The sequence below is a fragment of the Phenylobacterium sp. genome (genome assembly GCF_020402505.1).
In the GTDB taxonomy this organism is placed as follows: Bacteria; Pseudomonadota; Alphaproteobacteria; order Caulobacterales; family Caulobacteraceae; genus Phenylobacterium.
Genome location: NZ_JADBZL010000171.1, coordinates 1 through 19,102 on the forward strand (window position 1 = coordinate 1; position 19,102 = coordinate 19,102).

Consider the following 19,102-nt stretch of genomic DNA (forward strand, 5'->3'; position numbering starts at 1 on the left):
GCCATCGGCGTGGTGATCAACACCCTGACCGCCCTTCTCTTTCTGCGCGGGCAGCACGACCTCAATGTCCGGGGCGCCTTCCTTCATATGGTGGCCGACGCGGCCGTCTCGGCGGCGGTGGTCGTCTCGGCGGGCCTGATGCTGCTGACCGGTGGATTGCAGTGGCTGGACCCGGCCCTGAGCCTGGTCATCGTGGCGGTGATCCTGTCCGGCGCCTGGGGCCTGCTCCGGGAGTCCGCGGCCATGGCCATGGACGCCGCACCGCCGGGGATCGACGTGGCGCAGGTCCGATCCTGGCTCGCCGCCCGCCCCGGGGTCCGCGAGGTGCATGACCTGCACGTCTGGCCCCTGTCCACCACCCGCACCGCTCTGACCGCCCACCTGGTCCGTCCCTCGGGCGAGTCGCCCGACGTCTTCCTCGCCGATACCGCCCGGGGACTCTCGGAGACCTTCGGCATCGACCACGCCACCCTCCAGGTCGAGACCGGGGAGCTGGACTGCGACCTCGCCCCCGACGAGGTGGTGTGACCCTGCCCCTCGCCCTCTACGGCCTCGCCACCGGGGTGGCCGAGCCCCTCGCCCCTTTTATCCTGAAGCGGCGGGCGAAGGTGGGCCGCGAGGATCCTGCCCGGATCGGCGAGCGCCTTGGCCGCGCCGGCCAGCCTCGGCCTGACGGCCCCCTGGTCTGGCTCCACGGGGTCAGCGTCGGGGAGTCCGTCTCCCTCCTCGCCATGGTCGAGGGGCTCCGGGCCCGGCGGCCGGACCTCGCACTCCTCGTCACCTCCGGGACGCGCACCTCCGCCGACCTCCTCGCCCGCCGCCTGCCTGCGGGGGTCATCCACCAGTACGTCCCCATCGACGGCCCCCGGGCCGCAGCCCGCTTCCTCGACCACTGGCGCCCGGACCTCGGCGTCTTCGCCGAGAGCGAGCTCTGGCCCAACCTGATCCTGACCGCCCGGCGGCGCGGGACCCGCCTGGTCCTGGCTTCGGCGCGGATCACGGAGGGCACGGCCCGGACCTGGCGACGGGCCCCCGCGAGCGCTCGCCGGCTCCTGTCCGCGTTCGACCTGATCCTGCCCCAGGATCGGGCCACCGCTGACCGGCTCAGGGGGCTTGGCGCCGACTGCGGTCGCGAGCTGAACCTCAAGCGGGCCGGCGCGCCCCTGATCTTCGACCCCGCCGAACTCGCGCGACTCCAGGGGCTCGCAGCGGGTCGCCCGGTGGTCCTCGCCGCCAGCACACACCCGGGCGAGGACGCCCTGATCGCAGAAGCCGCCGAGGGCCTGGGCGCCCTGCTGGTCATCGCCCCCCGGCATCCGGAGCGGGGGGCGGGCATCGCCGCCGCCCTCAGGGCGCCCCGCCGTGCGCTGGGCGAAGACCCGGCCCCCGAGACTCCGGTATGGATCGCCGACACCCTGGGCGAGATGGGCCTCTTCTTCCGCCTGGCGGACGTCGTGGTGATGGGCGGCAGCTTCCCCGGCGGGATCGGCGGGCACAACCCCCTTGAGCCGGCGCGGCTGGGCGCCCCGGTGATCACCGGGCCCGACATTGCGAACGCGGCCGACGTCTACGACGAGATGTTCGACGAGGCCTGCGCGATTCCGGCACGCGATGCGGCGGACCTCAGGCGGAAGCTGGCCGGCCTCCTGGCCGACCCGGTCCTCCGGCGGCGGATGCGCGAGGCCGCCCTGGCCTACGCCGCCCGGCAGGAGCAGACCCTCGCCGACGGCCTCGAGGACCTCGCCCCCCTCCTGCCGGCGCGGGAGGCCTCGAAATGAAGCTGCCCACGCCGCGCTGGTGGTATGTGCGGGAGGGGCGCCCCGGGCCGCTCCTGCACCTGCTGCTGAAGCCCCTGTCCTGGGCTTGGGCGGCCACGACCGCCCGTCGCATTGCCCGCGGACGGCCCGTCGACCCCGGCGTCCCGGTCGTCTGCGTCGGCAACCTCACCCTTGGCGGCACGGGCAAGACCCCGGTCGTCGCCGCCCTCGCGCGCCGTCTCTCCGGGAGGGAATGGCGCCCCGCCATCCTGTCGCGGGGCTATGGCGGAAGCCTGGAGGGACCCGCGCGGGTGGATCCGTCGCGCCACGCCGCCGGCGAGGTCGGCGACGAGCCCCTGATGCTGGCGGCCGCCTTGCCCGGCGTGGCCGTCTGGGTGTCCCGCGACCGGGTCGCCGGGGCCCTGGCGGCCGCCCGGGAGGGTGCGGACGTCATCCTCCTGGACGACGGCCACCAGAACCCGGCCCTTCGGAAGGCCTTGTCCCTGGTGGTCAGCGACGGAGAGACCCGGGACGGCGAATGGCCCCTGGGCGATGGCGGGGTCTTCCCGGCCGGACCCTTGCGTGAGCCTCTCGCCGCAGGGCTGGCCCGCGCCGACGCCGTCATCCTTCTGTTGCCGGCGGACCTGGAGACCCCGGAGCCCGACCTTGTCGCCGCCCTCTCCGGGCCGCCCCTCCTGCGGGCTCGGCTGATCCCCGAGGGGGCGCCGCCTGAGGGTCCTCAGGTCGGCTTCGCCGGCGTCGGCAAGCCCTGGAAGGTGGAGCGGGCCCTGAGGGCGGCAGGCTGCGACCTGGTCGACTTCGCGGCCTTTCCCGACCATGCGCCCTGGACCCCGGCGCGGCTGAAAGCGCTGGACGACCTGGCGCGCGCGCACGGTGCGGGTCTGGTGACGACCTCGAAGGACTGGGTGCGCCTGCCCCCGGCATGGCGCGAAAAGGTCAGAGCTTGGCCCGTCGAGGCGGTCTTCGACTCCCCGGCCGAGGTGGACGCCCTGTTCGAGCGACTTCCCCGCCCCAAAGCCTGATCAGGCGCCGGCCCGCTGGGCGAAATGCCAGGCTGCGGAGGCGAGCTGGGGCACCCGCTCTTCCATGGCCGCAGCCTGCGGGCTGTTGGCGGTGCCGTCCCGGGCCCGGCCGACAATGCCCTGGCAGATGCCGGCCAGGCGGAAGAGGTTGTAGGCGAAGAACCAGTCCACGTTCGGGACCTCGGACCGCCCCGTCAGGCGGCAGTACTCTGCCACCGTCTCCTCGACGGTCGGGATGCCATGGGCCGTCAGGTCCGGGATCCCGGCGATGGTCCCGTTCACCCAGTGCATCAGGAAATAGGTGAAGTCGGCCATGGGATCGCCCAGGGTCGAAAGCTCCCAGTCCAGCACGGCGATGACCCGGGGCTCGGTGGGGTGCAGCACCATATTGTCCAGCCGGTAGTCGCCATGCACGACCGTATTGCGGTCCTGGTGCGGCAGGGTGCGGGGCAGCCACTCCATCAGCCGCTCCATGGTGTCGAGCCTGACCGTCTCGGAGGCCCGGTACTGCTTGGTCCAGCGGTCCACCTGCCGGCCCATGTAGTTGCCTGGCTTGCCGAAGTCCGACAGGCCGACGGCGTCGACATCCGTATTGTGCAGGTCGGCCAGGGTCTTGATCTTGGCCATGTAGATGGCCCGGCGCTCGGCGGGTTCGTACTGGGGCAGGGTCTGGTCCCAGAGGATCCGGCCCTCGACCATGTCCATGACGTAGAACCAGGTGCCGATCACCGACTCGTCGGTGCACAGGCCGTAGGTCCGGGCCACGGGAAAGCCGGTGGGGTAAAGAGCGGTTATGACCTTGTACTCGCGGTCGACGGCGTGGGCTGACGGAAGCAGCTTGCCCGGCGGCTTGCGCCGCATGACGTACTTCTTGCCCGGGGTGACCAGCTGGTAGGTCGGGTTGGACTGTCCGCCCTTGAACTGGCGGACCTCCAGCGGCCCCTCAAAGCCCTCGACATTGGCCTGCATCCAGGCGGCCAGCGAGGCTTCGTTGAAGCGGTGCGACTCGGCGACCGGCTTGGTGCCCGTGTTGGCGACCTCGCGCTCCTGTTCCGGCGTCATGGCCATGCCCATCGCTCCCCTCGGGTCCGTCGTCTTGCACCGATGTCTTAGCCAACGGCGGGGCCTCGCGGCAAGCACGGTCGCGTCAGAGATCAGCGACTGTGATTTGTTAACCCTATCGAGTTTACGAACTTGAGATTCGTGAGCCTGGACATTGAGGGATTCGGCTGTGACCAACTATGTCTTTGAGAGCATGACCGCCGAGCAAGCGGCGGCCTTCGTATCGACAGACACCCTGACCTTCTCGACTCCCGGCGCCACCGCCCGGGATGTAACCCTGACCCTGGTGCCCTACATCCCGCCGAACTTCTTCACCGGAGAGGTCGGATCGACGCCCTCGGTGACCATCACCTTCGGTGGAAAAACCCTCGTTTTCAATGGCTCAGGCACCACCCCGCCAGGCATAGCCGGCTTGGGATCCTCCGCCGGACAGATCACCTTCCCCGACGGATCCCGGCTGTTCATCGGCAGCCAGGGCGCGGACTCGGTTTCGGGCGGGACGACGCCCGACGCCCTGCACGGCGGCGACGGCGCGGACACCCTGGCTGGCCTGGCCGGCGATGATTATCTCCAGGGCAACCAGGGTAATGACAGCCTGGCGGGCGGCAGCGGCTCCGATACCCTTCTGGGTGGCCAGGGAGATGACACCCTCGGGCTCGGCGACGGGCAAAACTACGGACACGGCAATCTGGGGAGTGACACTCTCCTGGGCGGGACCAGCGCAGACACCCTGCTCGGCGGCCAGGGTAATGACAGTCTGTCCGGCGCCGGCGGGTCCGACTATCTCTCCGGGGATCTTGGCAATGATACCCTGCTTGGGGGAACCGCGGCCGAGCAGCTGTTCGGCGGCGACGGGAATGACCTGATTACGGGCGGGGGCGGGGCCGACATCTTCAACGGCAATCAGGGCAATGACACCCTGGTCGGGGGAACGGGGGCGGACACCCTGCTCGGCGGGCAGGGGGATGACAGCATCACCGCCGACGCCGGCGTGAACTATGTCCACGGCAACCTGGGCAATGACGCCATCTCTGCGCTCGGGGGGGACGACACCCTGCTCGGGGGACAAGGGAACGACACGATCGCCGGCGGCGACGGCGCCAACTATCTCACCGGCGACCTCGGAGATGATTCCGTCACCGCGGGCACGGGGAGCGATTTCCTGATCGGCGCGGATGGCGCCGACACCCTGGTTGGCGGCGGGGGAGCAGATTCCCTGGATGGCGGCGCCGGAAATGACCGGATCCAGGCGGGAACTGCGGCGGACCACATCCTCGCCGGCAGCGGTGACGACAGCGTCAGCGACAGCGGCGGAGCCAACGTCATCCAACTGGGCGATGGCGCCGACACGGCCTCTGCGGGCGCAGGCGCGGATACCCTGATCGGCGAAACCGGGGCTGACAGTCTCCTGGCGGCCGCCGGCGACAACAGCGTCCTCGGGGGCGAGGGCGGGGATACGTTGACTTCCGGCACCGGCGCCGACAGCCTGCTCGGTGGCGGCGGCGACGACAGCCTGAGCGCCGGCGGCGGGGTGGATTCCGTCGACGGAGGCCTCGGAAACGACACCCTGGCCCAGGCGATGACCAGCGCCGGGGTCGCCACCCTGATCGGCGGTGACGGCGACGATGACTTTGACCTGACCGGATCGGTTGGCGGAGCCTCCGTGCTGTCGGACGGCGGGGCGGGCAACGACAGCCTGCTCGGCGGCGGCGGAATCGACTATTTCATAGGCGGCACAGGGGCGGACACCGCCGTCGCCGGGGGAGGTGCGGACACGCTGATTGGCGGGGCCGATGGCGATAGCCTGTCCGGCGGGGCCGGCGCCGCGAGCCTCAGCGGCGATGAGGGCGCCGATACCCTCGCCGGCGGGGCGGGCGTCGAAACCCTCTCCGGTGGCGGGGGGGCGGACGTCCTGTCGGGTGGCGCGGGAAGCGACAATCTGAGCGCCGACGCAGGCGACGACCTGATCCTCTTCGCCGGGACATCGGACTCAGCGGCCGGGGAGACCGTGGACGGCGGCGCCGGGACCGATACAGTGCGGGTGACCGCGACGACCGTCTTCGACCCCGGCGCCACCTTCGCCACTGTCGAGGTTCTGGAAATCGCCACCGGGGCGACGGCGACCCTGACCCACACCCAGATGGCGGCCTTCAGCTCGGCGAGCGCCGCGGGAAGCGCCTTCCTGGTGATCAATGTGGCCTCGGGGGCGACTTACACCCTGCCGAACCTGGGCTTTACAAACCTGACGCCGAGCCTGGCCGGGGCGAGCGGGAATGAGAACATCACCGGCTGGGTCGGGGTGGACTCGATCTCGGGCCTGGCCGGGAACGACACCCTGAACGGAGATCAGGGGAATGACACCCTCTCCGGCGGCGCCGGGGCTGACAGTCTCATCGGCGGGGGCGGCGACGACACCTTCGTCTACGCCGGTACGTCCGACACGGCGGCCGGGGAGACAGTGGACGGCGGCGGCGGGACCGATACCGTGCGGGTGACGGCGACCACGGCGTTCGACCCCGGGGTCAACTTCACTCTGGTGGAGAACCTTGTTGTGGTGGCGTCTACGGCGACGCTGAGCACCAGCCAGTTGGCGAACTTTGGCTCCGCGAGCGGTTCCGGCGGCGCAAGCCTGGTGGTCAATGTCGCCTCAGGCACGTCCTACACCGCGCCAAACCTGGGCTATAGCGGCCTGACCCTGAACCTTGTGGGCGCAGGCGGGAATGAGAACATCTCCGGCTTGAATGGGGGGGATTCAATCTCGGGTCTCGCCGGAGACGACACCCTCGTTGGCGGCGCCGGGGCCGACACCCTGAGCGGCGGGGCCGGAGCGGATGCCTTTGTCTTTGCGACGGGCGCCTCCGGGATCACGATGCCGACCGCGGACGTGATTGGCGATTTCGCCAGTGGGGTCGACGTGCTCCGGCTCGGTCTGGCCGGGAATCCCACTGCGGGCACCGGGAACTATGTCGAGGCTGGCGCGGCGGCGGCGAACTTCAGCGCCGCCCTGACCGCCGCCAACACCTCTCTCGCCACCCTGAACGGGACCTCATCCGAGGCCCGGCTTTACGCCTTCGAGTTCGACGCGACGAACGGCTATCTGTTTATCGACACCAACTCCGATGGGGTGGCGGACGAGGTGATCGTCCTCACCGGGATTGACAATACCGAGATCGCCGCCGGCGACATCGTCGTCTGATCCCCGCGCTCAGAGCTTCAGAGCGAAGCTGCGGGACAGGACGGGCCGTGCGTTCCGCGGCGTCGCCTCGCGAGCGGGAATTCCCCCGGCGGCCGGCCTGGCCAGGTGGTTCGCAGGCGCCGAGGCCGACAACGCGATCGATGCGGTGGTCAGACTGACGTGCTGCACGTCACCTGCTGAGCCTCAGCTTCGGGGAGTCAGGGCGCGCCAGCCGATGTCGGAGCGGTGGAAGCTCTCGGGCCAGTCGATCCGGGCGATGGCGGCGTAGGCGCGGGCGCGCGCCGTCTCAAGGTCCGGCCCCCGGGCGCAGATGTTCAGGACGCGCCCGCCGGCGGCCCTCAGAACCCCGTCAGCGTCCCGCGTGGTCCCGGCGTGGAAGACCGCCACGTCAGGTCCAAAATCCTGCTCGGCGCCCAGGATCGCCGACCCTGTGCGCGGGGCGTCCGGGTACCCCTCCGCGGCCATGACCACGCAGATCGCCACCTCGTCCCGCCACTCCGGCGCCGGCAGGTCCGCCAGGGTCCCGTTTGCGCAGGCGACGAGATAGGGGACGAGGTCGCTCGCAAGGCGCAGCATCAGCACCTGGCACTCCGGATCCCCGAAGCGGGCGTTGAATTCCACAAGGCGGGGCCCGTCCGCCGTGGCCATCAGTTCCACGAACAGGGCGCCCCGGTAGGGCGCACCCTCGGCGGCGATACCCTCCAGGGCAGGTACGGCCAGCTGGGTCATCACTTGCTCGATCAGGGCCTCGGTGAAGACCGGCGCGGGCGAATAGGTTCCCATGCCGCCGGTGTTCGGGCCCCGCTCGCCGTCGAAGGCCCGCTTGTGGTCCTGCGCCGCGCCGAAGAACCGGACCGTCTGGCCGTCCGACAGCACGAAGAGCGAGCCGATCTCGCCCTCCAGGAACGCCTCGATGACCACCCGGGCGCCCGCGGCGCCGAACCGCCCCCCCAGGGCGTCGTCGATCGCCGCCTCCGCCGTCGCCCGATCGGGGGCCACGGTGACGCCCTTTCCTGCGGCGAGTCCGTCGGCCTTGACCACGTAGGGAGCAGAGAACCCGTCAAGGGCCGCCCGCGCCGAGGCGCCGTCCTCGCACACCACCCAGGCGGCGGTGGGAAGGCCGTGGCGGTCGCAGAAGGCCTTGGTGAAGGCCTTTGAGCTTTCCAGTCGCCCGGCGGCGGCGATGGGACCAAAGCAGGGGATGCCGGCGACGGCGAGGGCGTCCGCGAGACCGGCCTCCACTGAGGCCTCAGGACCGATCACCACGAGGTCGGCGGTCATCTCCCGCGCCAGGGCGACCAGGGCCTCGACCTCGGTGGGCTTCACCGGTGACAGCTCGCCCAGGGCCGCCATCCCGGGATTGCCTGGCGCCATGACGAGGCGGCCGGTCAGAGGGGAGGCGGCGATCTTCCAGGCCAGGGCGTGCTCACGCCCGCCCGATCCGACGAGAAGAATGTTCATCGCCCGCCTTTGGCGCGACCGGGCCGCGAGGTCAATCGGCCGGAGCCTACTTGCGGTCGACCTCCAGCGCGTAGCCCGCCGACCGGACGGTCCGGATGGGATCGAAGCCGGGCGCACCGCGAGAAAGGGCCTTGCGGAGCCGACCGATGTGGACGTCGACGGTTCGCGCCTCGACATAGACGTCCGAGCCCCAGACGGCGTCGAGCAGCTGTTCCCGACTGAAGACCCGGCCCGGGTTCTGCATGAAGAAGTCAAGAAGACGGAACTCGGTGGGTCCCAGGTGGATATCCTCGCCATCCCGGGTGACCCGGTGGGCGGAGCGGTCCAGGGCCAGGGGACCGCGGACGACGGTGTCCTCGGCGAGGCCGGGTCTGAGCCGACGCAGGACCGCACGGATGCGCGCCGCCAGCTCGGTCACGGCGAACGGCTTCACCACATAATCATCCGCGCCGGTATCCAGTCCCCGGATGCGGTCGCTCTCCTCGCCCCGGGCGGTCAGCATGATGATGGGCACGTTGCGGCTCTGCGGCCGCTGGCGAAGGCGGCGGCAGACCTCGATTCCGGAGACCTTGGGAAGCATCCAGTCCAGCACCACCAGATCCGGCAGATGCTCCTCGGTCTGGATCAGGGCCTCCTCGCCATCCGTAGCCACGGCGACCGCATAGCCCTCTCTCTCGAGATTGTAGCGCAGCAGGGTGCCGAGGGCGTCGTCATCCTCCACCACCAGAATCCGGGGATTCATGGACATGGGATCACGCCCTCAGATCGTCAGCCCGCGGTCGGTCCGCAGAGCTGACCTGCTCGCCGGTGATCTCATAGTGGACGATCTCGGCGATGTTGGTGGCGTGGTCTCCGATCCGCTCGAGGTTCTTGGCCACGAAAAGAAGGTGGGCGCAGGCGGTGATCGTCCGGGGATCGCCCATCATGTAGGTCAGCAGTTCCCTGAAGAGGCTGTTGTAGTGTTCATCGACCTCCTCGTCGCGCCGCCAGACCTCCATGGCCCGCTCGGCGTCGTTGGAGATGTAGGCGTCCAGGACCTCCTTCAGCCGGGTCTCCACCAGGCGCCCCATCCGCTCTATGGAGCGGTTCAAGGCCGGCATGGGCTCGATCTCGGACAGGACGAGGGTGCGCTTGGCGATGTTCTTGGCCAGGTCGCCGCACCGCTCGAGGTTGGAGGCGATCTTCATCGCCGCCATGGTCTTGCGCAGGTCGTTGGCCATGGGCTGGCGCAGGGCGATCAGCCGGATGGCCTTCTGCTCCACGTCGGCCTCAATCTCGTCCAGCCTGTCGTCCTGCTGGAGGACCTTGGTGGCCAGGGCCGGGTCGCGCCGCACGATGGCGTCGACCGCGTCGCCCAGCTGGGCCTCGGCCAGCCCCCCCAGGCGGGCGCAAGCGGCCCCCAGGGCGTTCAGCTCGTCTTCGTAGGACTTGACGATATGCTCATTCATGGGACCGCCCTCAGCCGAACCGGCCGGTGATGTAGTCCTGGGTCCGTGAGTCCCCGGGACGCGTGAAGATGTCGCCCGTCGGCCCGGCCTCGACCAGCCGGCCCATGTGGAAGAAGGCGGTCCGCTGGGAAACCCGGGCGGCCTGGGCCATCGAGTGGGTGACGATGATGATGCAGTACTGGGCCCGGAGCTCGTCGATCAGCTCCTCGATCCGCGCCGTGGCGATGGGGTCCAGGGCCGAGCAGGGCTCGTCCATGAGAATGACCTCAGGGTTGATGGCGATGGCGCGGGCGATCACCAGACGCTGCTGCTGGCCGCCGGACAGGCCGGTTCCCGGCTGATCCAGGCGGTCGGAGACCTCCTTCCAAAGCCCGGCCCGCTTCAGGGCCTGCTCGACCACGCCCTCCAGCTCGGAGCGGGAGGTGGCGATCCCGTGGATTCTCGGCCCGTAGGCCACATTCTCTAAGATGCTCTTGGGAAAGGGGTTGGGTTTCTGGAACACCATGCCGACCCGCGCCCGCAGCAACACCGGGTCCAGGCTCCGGTCATTCACGTCCTCACCATCCAGAAGGATGCGACCCTCGACCCGGGCGCCCGGGATGGTGTCGTTCATGCGGTTGATGCAGCGCAGGAAGGTGGACTTGCCGCAGCCGGACGGGCCGATCAGGGCGGTGACGGCACGGTCCGGCACGTCGAGGTCGATGTCGAAGAGGGCCTGCTTGTCCCCGTAGAAGACATTAATCGCACTGGCGGAAATGCGCGGCGCACCGTCGGCCGGGGCGGCGGCGGCGGAAGGCGTCAGGCGGGGGGGCGAGACCTGGGCGTCTGTCATCTTGTCACCAGCGGCGTTCGAACCGGCGCCTCAGCAGGACGGCGGCGAGATTCATAATGATCATGAAGGCCAGCAGCACCATGATGGCGGCGGCCGTGCGTTCCTGGAAGGCGCGCTCGGAGGCGTTCTCCCAGATGAAGATCTGGACCGGAAGGACCGTACTGGCCGAGGTCAGGGCGTCGGGGACCCCCGGCACGAAGGAGACCATGCCCACCATCAGCAGCGGCGCGGTCTCCCCCAGGGCGTGGGCGAGAGACAGGATGGCCCCGGTCATCACCCCGGGCAGAGCCAGGGGCAGGACATGGTGGAAGACGGTCTGGGTCCGGGAGGCGCCGAGGGCCAGGGCCGCCTCGCGGATCGACGGAGGAACCGCCCTCAGCGCAGACCGGGTGGCGATGATCACCGTCGGCAGGGACATCAGGGCCAGGACCAGCCCGCCGACCAGGGGCGAGGATCTGGGCACGTTCATCCAGTTGATGAACACCGCCAGCCCCAGCAGGCCATAGACGATTGAGGGCACCGCCGCGAGGTTGTTGATGTTGACCTCGACCATGTCGGTCCACCGGTTCTTAGGGGCGAACTCCTCGAGGTAGGTAGCCGCCAGAACGCCGATGGGAATGGCCAGGGCGGCGGTCAGCAACAGCATCAGGGCCGATCCGACCACGGCGCCCAGGACGCCGGCCTGTTCCGGTTCGGTGGAATCGGACCGGGTCAGGAAGGTGGTGTTGAATTCGGATTTCACCAGACCTCCGGCGTTCAGCCGGTCCAGCCAGTCCAGCTGCTCGCTCGTCAGCGGCCGCTCGTCTTCCGGTGTCGCCCGGGTGATCTGTCCCTTGAAGTAGAGGCCGGCGTCCGCCTTGAGGGGCGCCGAGAGGGTGAGGGTCTTGCCGATCACGGAAGGGTCCGCCTTGACCCGGTCCAGGACCTGGAAGCCTAGATCCCCGGACAACAGCGCCTTCATGGCGTCGCTTCGCGCGCCGTACTCGTCGTCGGCGACTCCGATCCGCTTGAGCAGCTGTTCGGCGATCATAAGGTCATAGTTGGCGCCGCCGGGATCGGCGGGATCAATCCGCGCGGGGTCCACATAGACCTGCGCGGTCAGGCGATAGTCGACGAAGGTCGACCAGCCTTGCTGGACAATGCGGCCCAGCAGCAGCAGGAGGAAGCCGAGAGCAACGGCGATGGCGATACGGCCATAGAGCTGGAACCTGCGCTCGGCCGCGTTGCGCGCCTTCAGCCGCCGGGCCACGGCGGCCCTCAGCTCGTCTGAGGCTGGGCGGATCTCAGTCATACTGTTCCCGATATTTCTGCACGATCCGCAGGGCGACCACGTTCAGCGCCAGGGTGACGACGAAGAGAGTCAGCCCCAGGCCGAAGGCCGAGAGGGTCCGGGGACTGTCGAACTCCTGGTCACCGGTCAGCAGGGTGACGATCTGGACCGTCACGGTGGTCACCGTCTCGAGGGGATTCAGGGTCGTGCGCGCCTGCAGGCCGGCGGCCATGGTCACGATCATGGTCTCGCCCACCGCCCGGGAGACGGCCAGCAGCATGGCGGCCATGACCCCGGGCAGGGCCGCGGGCAGCACCACCTTCTTGACCGTCTCGGACCGGGTGGCGCCCATGGCCAGGCTGCCATCCCGCAGGGACTGGGGCACGGCGTTGATGATATCGTCCGACAGGGAGGAGACAAAGGGGATGAGCATGACCCCCATCACCGCGCCTGCGACCAGGGCCATCTGGTTCTGGACCTCACCCAGATAGAGACCCAGGTCGTTGAACGGGCCACCGACCAACTGGGCGCCGATGGCGTTGAAACCCGCCCGGAACAGGGGCCCGACGGTCAGGGCGGCGAAGAAGCCGTAGACCACGGTCGGCACCCCTGCGAGCACCTCCAGAAGGGGCTTGACCAGGCCGCGGGTGCGGGGGGAGGCGTACTCCGACAGGTAGATGGCCGCGAACAGGCCCACGGGAGCGGCCACCAGCATGGCGATCAGCATGATGAGGAAGGTGCCGGCGAACAGGGGGATGGCCCCGAAGGCGCCTTCCGACACCACCTGGTCGGCGTACATGGCGCTCTGCGGATCCCACTCCAGACCGAACAGGAAGGCGTGAAGCGGAACCGCCTGGAAGAACCGCCAGCTCTCCCAGACGAGCGAGGCCACGATCCCCACCGTCGTGAAGACCGCGGTCACCGAACAGGCCAGCAGCAGGCCCTTGATCCACCGCTCGACCCCCTCCCGGGCCCGGAAGGCCGCCCGGATCCGGCTCAGTCCCCAGACGGCTCCGGCGAGGGCCAGGGCGGCCGCGGCGGCCAGGCTGAAGAGGTGCAGGCGGCCCTCCAGCACCTTCACCTCGGCGGCGGACGCCTCCAGAGCCGCCTGCACCTCCGGCGCGTAGAGTGTCTCGCTTCTCGCCTGGCCCCGGGCCAGGGAGATGGCGTCATCCCGGAAGATCTGCTGCTCGGCGGCGTCCATTGCGCGCACGACCGCCGGAAGCCGCGCCTCGACGAGGGACTCCTCCACCCGGTCTCCGAAAAACCCCACCAGGATCAGGACCAGGGCGGCGGGGGCGGCTGTCCAGACGGCGGCGTAGGCGCCGTGGTGACCGGGGCGGGAGTTGATGGGCGTGCTCGATCCGCGGGCGATGACCCCCGCGCGCCGGCGCGCCGCCCAGTAGACGGCGCCCGAGAAGGCCATCAGGACCAGAAGCGCGACAAAGGTCAGCATCGATGGGTCACTTCCAGCTCCCTTCGGGCCTGGTGCAGGGCCGCCGGGAGCCTTCGGGGAAGGCAGGGGAGCGGACTCGCCTCGTCATGCCGTAGGTCATTACTGCGACACTTCCATTACGGGGAGTCTCTCCGGCACGAGAACTGTGAAGACCGTTCCGCGGCCGGGGGCGCTCTCCACGGCCAGAACGCCCTGGTGCCGGTTGACGATGTGCTTGACGATCGAGAGCCCCAGGCCCGTCCCGGGACGCTCGCCGCTCTTCTGCCCCTCGACGCGATAGAACCGTTCCGCCAGGCGGGGCAGGTGCTCCCGGACGAGACCCGGGCCTTCATCCTGCACCCGGATCATGGCGTATCGGGCGCCGGGGGCGTCCGGGGCCACCAGGGTCAGGCGGGCGGCGTCCTCCAGGACGGGCGTCTGGGCCGCCTCCCGACCGAGGCTGGCGCGCACCGTCAGCCGGACCCGACCCTCAGCGGGTGCGTACTTCACGGCGTTGTCGGTCAGGTTCTGGATCACCTGCACCAGCTGGTCCCGGTCGCCGCGGACCAGGACCGATCCCGGGGCAGGGAGATCGGCTTCGATCCGCACCCCCCGGCGCGCCGCCTGGGGTGCGAGGGCATCCACCACGTCTGCGGCCGCCAGCACCAGGTCGGTTTCGCTCTGGGGCGCCACGTGCTCGTTTAACTCAATCCGGCTGAGGGAGAGGAGGTCGTCAATCAGTCGGCCCATCCGGTCCGCCTGGTTCTGCATGATCCCCAGGAACCGGTCTTGGGCCTGCCGGTCGTCCCGGGCGTGTCCCTTCAGGGTTTCGATGAAGCCGGACAGGGACGCCAGGGGCGTACGCAACTCGTGGCTGGCGTTGGCGAGGAAGTCCGCCCGGGTGCGCTCGGCCCGCCGCATGTCGGTCTCGTCGCGGAACAGGAGGACCGCGCGCCGAAGCTGGTCCTCCTCCAGGGCCAGGGGCCGAACCAGCGTCTGGAAGCTGCGCTCCTGGGAGGCGCCCGAGGTGAAGGCGCACCTAGCCTCAACGCCGCCGAACAAGGCCTCGTCGACGGCCGAGAGCACCTCGGGATCGCGCAGCACCGAGACCAGAAGCATGGGCGGCGCGGAGATGCGGAACAGGCTGCAGGCCGCGGCGTTGGCCCGCTCGATCCTCAGGCTGCTCAGGTCGTCGGGCTCCCGGGCGGAGACGACCAGGAGGGGATCGGGAGCCGCGTCCAGAAGGGCGGTGAAGCGGGCCTCGACCCGCTCGACGGCTTCGCGCACCCTCTGTTCCGTCGCCTCTGTGGAAGGGCGGACTCCGGAGGGACGGAGCCGCCGCGCCGCGATCGCCGCCGCCGCCGCCCCGGCGAGGAGAAGGGCGGCGATCTCTATCGCCCCCCGGCCCGCCCAGGCCCACACGCCCGCGACAGCCATCACGGCCGAGGCGACGCCAAGGGCGAGGGCGGCGCCGGCAAGCTCCGTGCGGGTTTCAGGCTGAGGCAAGTCGGGTTCCCACTCGGGCGCGGCGCCCATGAGGCGCGCCAAGTATGACGCTTGAGTGACAGTTTGATGACAGGGGCGGGATATCCACCGGTCTCGCCGTTGGGACGGCGCCGGTGCGGCTTCCATCACCCTGGCGATTGTCCCGACGGTCGCCAGGCCCTAGATTGCGCCTCCGCCGTCGTGTCGGTGATGATCTCCCCGGAGCCCCTATGTCCCTCAATCGATTCGCCGAAGCCGAAGCCGCGTTCCAGGCCGGACGGCGCGACGAGGGCAAGCGCCTGACGGCCGAGCAGCTGGAGGCGGACCCGGACGCTCCGGCGGGGGTCTACCGCAACCTGGGCGCCATCCTGATCCGCGACCGCGATTACGCCATGGCCGAGACCGTGGGACGGCGCGCGGTGGAGCGACATCCCCGCGATCCGGAGCTCTGGAACATCCTCGGCGTCGCCCTGCGCCGGCTCAAGCGATACCCCGAAGCGGTGGACGCCCTCGAGAAGGCCTTGAGGCTGAACCCCCGCAGCGACTCCATCCAGCAGAACCTCGGAAATGTTTTCAACGACGCCAAGGACGCCCGCGCCATCAGGGTCTTCTCGCAGCTCGTCCGGTCGGCGCCCTCCAACGCCGAGCTCCAGCGGCAGCTGGGGCGCGCCCACTGGTTCGCAAAGGATTTCGACAAGGCCCTCCAGCGCCTCAACCTCGCCACCCGGATGAAGGCCGACATGGTCGACGCCTGGCTGGACCTGTCCGCGGTCAACTCCGACTCCCGCGGCCCCGTCGAAGGCCTCGAGGCCCTGGACCGGGGGCTCAAGGCTTGTCCAGGCGACGCCCGGCTTCAGGAGGCCCGGCTCTCCATGCTGCGCCGTTCGGGGCGTATGCGCGAGGCCGAGCAGCAGATGCTGGACATGCTGAAGGTCACCCCAGACGCCGCCTGGCTTCACTTCCAGCTGGGTGGCGCTCTGACCGACTACGACCGGCCCCGGGCCAACGAACACTTCCGCCGGGCCATCCAGCTCGCCCCAGAGAATGTCGATTACCGGATCACCTACGCCGAGAGCCTGGGGCGCGACCGGACCGGCGACGAGGGCGGCAATCTTGAGGTCGCCTATCGCACCATGGTGGAGGTTCTGGACCAGGCTGAACTGACCCCCGGCAACCTGAAGGTCATCTACGAGCTGCTGGTCCGCGTCGCCGACTATGACCGGCTGGAGGCCCTCGGCTCCTTCTCCAAGGTCGGCCGCACCTGGGCCGATGCTGGCCGGCACACGGCGTTGATGGCTCACCTGGCGCGCGTCCGTACGGCGGAGGACCGGCTGGAACTGGTCGAACAGCACCGCATCTGGGGTCGGCTGGCCGACGCCGCCGCCGCCCGGCGACCCATCACCCACCCGGCGCCGCGCCCGCCCGGCGGCAAGATCCGGGTGGGCTACATGTCCTCGGACCTGCGCGGGCATCCGGTGGCCTACTTCGCCATCCCCCTCTTCGAGCACTACGACCGCAGCCGGTTCGAGGTCTTCTGCTACTCCTGGTACCAGGGCGAGGAGGACCCCACCCAGAAGCAGATCACCCAGTGGGTCGACGGCTTCCGCTGGCACAAGGACATCACCGACCGCGAGGCCGCCCAGCTCATCGCCGATGACAATCTCGACATGCTGTTCGAGCTGGGCGCCACAACCCACATGAACAAGCTCTCGGTCATGTCCTACCGGCCCGCACCCCGGCAGGCCAGCTGGGTGGGCTATCCTCACTCCGCAGGTCCCGAGACCATCGACTACCTGGTCCTCGACCCCTGGATGAATCCGCCGGACCCGCGGCTGGTGATCGAAAAGCCCCTGCTATTGGCCCACACCTGGTACGCCATGGGCGAGCGCGCCTTCCGCGAGCAGCCGACGGTGGACCCCGTCGCCCCGGTGGAGCGCAACGGCTATGTCACCTTCGGCACCGCCAACAACCCCTACAAGTACACGCGCGAGACCGTCACGGCCTGGGCGCGGGCTGTCGCGGGCACGCCGGGCTCGAAGTTCATGTTTGTCCGGCCGGAAGGGACCACCCCGACCTTCACGACCAACATCCGGGCCGTCTTCGCAAGCCAGGGCGTGTCCGCCGACCGGGTGGTCTTCGAGACGGTCCGCGGCCGGCACCTGCCCTTCTACAACCAGATGGACATCTCGCTGGACACCTTCCCCCAGACCGGCGGCACCACCACCTGCGAGTCCCTCTGGATGGGCGTTCCCGTGGTGGCCCGGGTCGGCGACGCCGTCTTCGAACGGATGAGCTACTCGATACTGAACAACGCGGGCCTGGGCGACCTCGTCGGCAAGACCACCGACGAGTATGTCGACATCGCCATCCGACTTGCAGCCGACCCCGCCCGCATCGGCGAGCTTCGCCGCACCCTTCGCGACCGCCTCGGCGCCAGCCCCCTGCGCGACGCCCGGGGCTTCGCCACCGACTGGTACGCCATGGTCGAGCGCGCCATGGCCGATCCGGTGCGGAAGTGAGCGCAGGGCAGATGCCTTGAACCCGCACGTCGGAATCGCCTGGCAGATCGGATCGACCTTCGGTTGGGGCGTCTACGGGACCCAGCTCGCCCTCGGACTGACCCGGCGCGGGCGCCTCCCGACCCTGCTTGAGTCGCCGGGCCCTCTGACCCTGGACGCCCTCGAGGCCGTCCGCCTTAAACCGGCCATGGACTTCCGCCCGCGCCTGATCGAACTGATCCAGAAACAGGGCGAGGGACCCATCGTCTGCCAGTTTCCAGTCCTGCACGCCCGCGGAAACAATGCCGAGCTTCAGTTCGGCCGGCTTTCGCCCCGCACCCGGGGAACCGCCAACCACGCCTGCATCTTCTTCGAGCGGACAACCTTTTCGCCAGACGCTATCTCCCAGCTCAATGGGTTCGATAGCGTCATTGCGGGGTCCGCCTGGAACGGCGCCTATCTTCGGGGCCTCGGGGTCTGCAACGTCGTCGACATCGTGCAGGGCGTCGACGCCTCCCGCTTCTTCCCGGCGCCCCGAAGAGGGCTTCTGGGCGACCGCTTCGCCATCTACTCCGGCGGAAAGATCGAGTATCGCAAGGGCCAGGACCTTGTCGCCGCCGCCTTCCGCGCCTTCCGCCAGCGGCATGACGACGCCGTCCTCGTGACCTCTTGGCACAACGCGTGGCCCCGGGCAGAGGGCGTGCGCCAGATCATGGCCTCCCGGGTGTTCGACGGCTCTGAATTGCTGGACGGCGAGGGCCGGATCGACGTGCTCCGCTGGCTCTCCCTCAATGGCGTCCCGGGCGGGAGCGTCATCGCCCTGCCCGAGATTCCCAACGCCCTCCTGCCGCCGGTCATCCGCGAGTGCGATGTCGCGATCTTCCCCAACCGCTGTGAGGGCGGCACCAATTTGGTAGCTATGGAGACCCTGGCCCTTGGGGTACCGTCCCTACTCTCGGCCAACACCGGGCACATGGACCTGCTGGACCGGCAGATCGGCTTCGCCCTCGGCGACCAGTCTGCCGTCCCCGAGGCCGCTTCCAACCCCGACTACGATGTCTGGGGCGAGAGCTCGGTGGAGGAGATCATCGAGCGTCTCGAAGCAGTGTATCAGAAACGGGACGCCTTCCGGGAAGTCGCCCGCGCCCACGCCCGGCTGATGGAGGATCTATCCTGGACCCGGCAGATCGACCGGCTCATGGACCATCTCGACATCGCACCCCTCAAGCCGGGCCATTGAACCGCCCCCCAGCCGCCAGCCGGGCATAATAGTTCGTATACGCGTCGAAGAAGGCCTCGCCCCTCCAGCCGGACGGCAGGCAGGGTTCATCATTCACCCGCACCCGCGGCTCGGGGAAGTCGACCTGGTTGTTCAGGACAAGGTCACAGGCCAGGCCGAGGCGCGGGCCCGCCTCCGCAGCCAGGCGCTTGGCGAAGTCGCCCTGGGTCCCCACCAGGCCCGAGGGGCGCGCGTCCAGCTTCACGGGCCTGTCAGATTCCAGCAACCGCCCCGCCAGCCGGACGTAGGCGTCGGCGAGGTGAGGGACCGGCTGGTTGTCGCGGACATAGGCCGGGGTCAGCACCCGGCCGGGCTCACCCCGGAACCAGGCCTGGA

The 19,102-nt window shown here is 69.6% G+C and carries 15 protein-coding genes; 6 read left to right on the forward strand and 9 right to left on the reverse strand.

Annotation, left to right across the window (positions count from 1 at the left end; translation table 11 throughout):
• The 3 genes from IM632_RS11800 to lpxK form a co-directional block, all read left to right on the forward strand.
• Positions 1 to 528, forward strand: a 528-nt coding sequence (locus IM632_RS11800; protein ID WP_296552375.1) for a cation diffusion facilitator family transporter, incomplete at its 5' end; no start/stop codon positions are given.
• Positions 525 to 1,778 (forward strand): glycosyltransferase N-terminal domain-containing protein, encoded by a 1,254-nt coding sequence (locus tag IM632_RS11805; RefSeq protein ID WP_296480161.1) that lies wholly within the window; start codon positions 525 to 527, stop codon positions 1,776 to 1,778. The genes IM632_RS11800 and IM632_RS11805, both read left to right, overlap by 4 nt.
• A complete protein-coding gene (gene lpxK / locus IM632_RS11810; RefSeq protein ID WP_296480163.1) occupies positions 1,775 to 2,800 on the forward strand; it encodes a tetraacyldisaccharide 4'-kinase in 1,026 nt (341 codons plus the stop codon). The genes IM632_RS11805 and lpxK overlap by 4 nt, the downstream gene beginning before the upstream one ends.
• Here lpxK and IM632_RS11815 read toward each other — a convergent pair whose 3' ends face one another.
• A complete protein-coding gene (locus IM632_RS11815; protein WP_296480166.1) occupies positions 2,801 to 3,868 on the reverse strand; it encodes a phosphotransferase in 1,068 nt (355 codons plus the stop codon).
• A gap of 163 nt (positions 3,869 to 4,031) precedes the next feature.
• On the opposite strand from IM632_RS11815, the gene IM632_RS11820 reads away from it, so the two are divergent.
• Positions 4,032 to 7,058: a calcium-binding protein gene (locus tag IM632_RS11820; RefSeq protein WP_296480168.1), complete on the forward strand. Its 3,027-nt coding sequence runs from the start codon at positions 4,032 to 4,034 to the stop codon at positions 7,056 to 7,058.
• A 183-nt stretch (positions 7,059 to 7,241) separates the two neighbouring features.
• On the opposite strand, the gene purD is transcribed toward IM632_RS11820, so the two are convergent.
• The 7 genes from purD to IM632_RS11855 all read right to left on the reverse strand — a co-directional run bounded on the left by purD (position 7,242) and on the right by IM632_RS11855 (position 15,010).
• Complete coding sequence (gene purD, locus IM632_RS11825) at positions 7,242 to 8,519, reverse strand: phosphoribosylamine--glycine ligase (RefSeq protein WP_296480171.1); 1,278 nt, start codon at positions 8,517 to 8,519, stop codon at positions 7,242 to 7,244.
• A 46-nt stretch (positions 8,520 to 8,565) separates the two neighbouring features.
• A complete protein-coding gene (phoB, locus tag IM632_RS11830) occupies positions 8,566 to 9,261 on the reverse strand; it encodes a phosphate regulon transcriptional regulator PhoB (protein ID WP_296480180.1) in 696 nt (231 codons plus the stop codon).
• Between the two features lie 10 nt (positions 9,262 to 9,271).
• Entirely contained in the window at positions 9,272 to 9,967 is a 696-nt protein-coding gene (gene phoU / locus IM632_RS11835; RefSeq protein ID WP_293513791.1) for a phosphate signaling complex protein PhoU, read from the reverse strand.
• 10 nt (positions 9,968 to 9,977) lie between these two features.
• Positions 9,978 to 10,799 carry a phosphate ABC transporter ATP-binding protein PstB gene (gene pstB, locus IM632_RS11840; RefSeq protein WP_296552376.1) on the reverse strand — a complete coding sequence of 274 codons (822 nt, stop codon included), beginning with the start codon at positions 10,797 to 10,799 and terminating at the stop codon, positions 9,978 to 9,980.
• A 4-nt stretch (positions 10,800 to 10,803) separates the two neighbouring features.
• Positions 10,804 to 12,090, reverse strand: a complete 1,287-nt coding sequence (gene pstA, locus IM632_RS11845) for a phosphate ABC transporter permease PstA (protein ID WP_296480174.1) — start codon at positions 12,088 to 12,090, stop codon at positions 10,804 to 10,806.
• Positions 12,083 to 13,525 carry a phosphate ABC transporter permease subunit PstC gene (pstC, locus tag IM632_RS11850; protein WP_296480176.1) on the reverse strand — a complete coding sequence of 481 codons (1,443 nt, stop codon included), beginning with the start codon at positions 13,523 to 13,525 and terminating at the stop codon, positions 12,083 to 12,085. The genes pstA and pstC overlap by 8 nt, the downstream gene beginning before the upstream one ends.
• Before the next feature lie 99 nt (positions 13,526 to 13,624).
• Positions 13,625 to 15,010 carry an ATP-binding protein gene (locus IM632_RS11855; RefSeq protein WP_296518859.1) on the reverse strand — a complete coding sequence of 462 codons (1,386 nt, stop codon included), beginning with the start codon at positions 15,008 to 15,010 and terminating at the stop codon, positions 13,625 to 13,627.
• A 209-nt stretch (positions 15,011 to 15,219) separates the two neighbouring features.
• Between IM632_RS11855 and IM632_RS11860 the strand changes: the two genes are divergently transcribed.
• Positions 15,220 to 17,508, forward strand: a complete 2,289-nt coding sequence (locus IM632_RS11860; protein ID WP_296552377.1) for a tetratricopeptide repeat protein — start codon at positions 15,220 to 15,222, stop codon at positions 17,506 to 17,508.
• A 16-nt stretch (positions 17,509 to 17,524) separates the two neighbouring features.
• Entirely contained in the window at positions 17,525 to 18,727 is a 1,203-nt protein-coding gene (locus IM632_RS11865) for a glycosyltransferase family 4 protein (protein ID WP_293516300.1), read from the forward strand.
• Here the strand turns inward: IM632_RS11865 and IM632_RS11870 are convergent.
• On the reverse strand, positions 18,711 to 19,102 hold a 392-nt coding region (locus IM632_RS11870; RefSeq protein WP_296552379.1), incomplete at its 5' end, for a hypothetical protein. The genes IM632_RS11865 and IM632_RS11870 overlap by 17 nt on opposite strands.

What these genes read in the sequence shown, in the direction of transcription:
- lpxK (WP_296480163.1), top strand. Translation starts at nt 1,775, where the DNA reads ATGAAGCTGCCCACGCCGCGCTGGTGGTATGTGCGGGAGGGGCGCCCC.
- IM632_RS11815 (WP_296480166.1), bottom strand. Translation starts at nt 3,868, where the DNA reads ATGGCCATGACGCCGGAACAGGAGCGCGAGGTCGCCAACACGGGCACC.
- purD (WP_296480171.1), bottom strand. Translation starts at nt 8,519, where the DNA reads ATGAACATTCTTCTCGTCGGATCGGGCGGGCGTGAGCACGCCCTGGCC.
- phoB (WP_296480180.1), bottom strand. Translation starts at nt 9,261, where the DNA reads ATGAATCCCCGGATTCTGGTGGTGGAGGATGACGACGCCCTCGGCACC.
- phoU (WP_293513791.1), bottom strand. Translation starts at nt 9,967, where the DNA reads ATGAATGAGCATATCGTCAAGTCCTACGAAGACGAGCTGAACGCCCTG.
- pstB (WP_296552376.1), bottom strand. Translation starts at nt 10,799, where the DNA reads ATGACAGACGCCCAGGTCTCGCCCCCCCGCCTGACGCCTTCCGCCGCC.
- pstA (WP_296480174.1), bottom strand. Translation starts at nt 12,090, where the DNA reads ATGACTGAGATCCGCCCAGCCTCAGACGAGCTGAGGGCCGCCGTGGCC.
- pstC (WP_296480176.1), bottom strand. Translation starts at nt 13,525, where the DNA reads ATGCTGACCTTTGTCGCGCTTCTGGTCCTGATGGCCTTCTCGGGCGCC.
- IM632_RS11860 (WP_296552377.1), top strand. Translation starts at nt 15,220, where the DNA reads ATGTCCCTCAATCGATTCGCCGAAGCCGAAGCCGCGTTCCAGGCCGGA.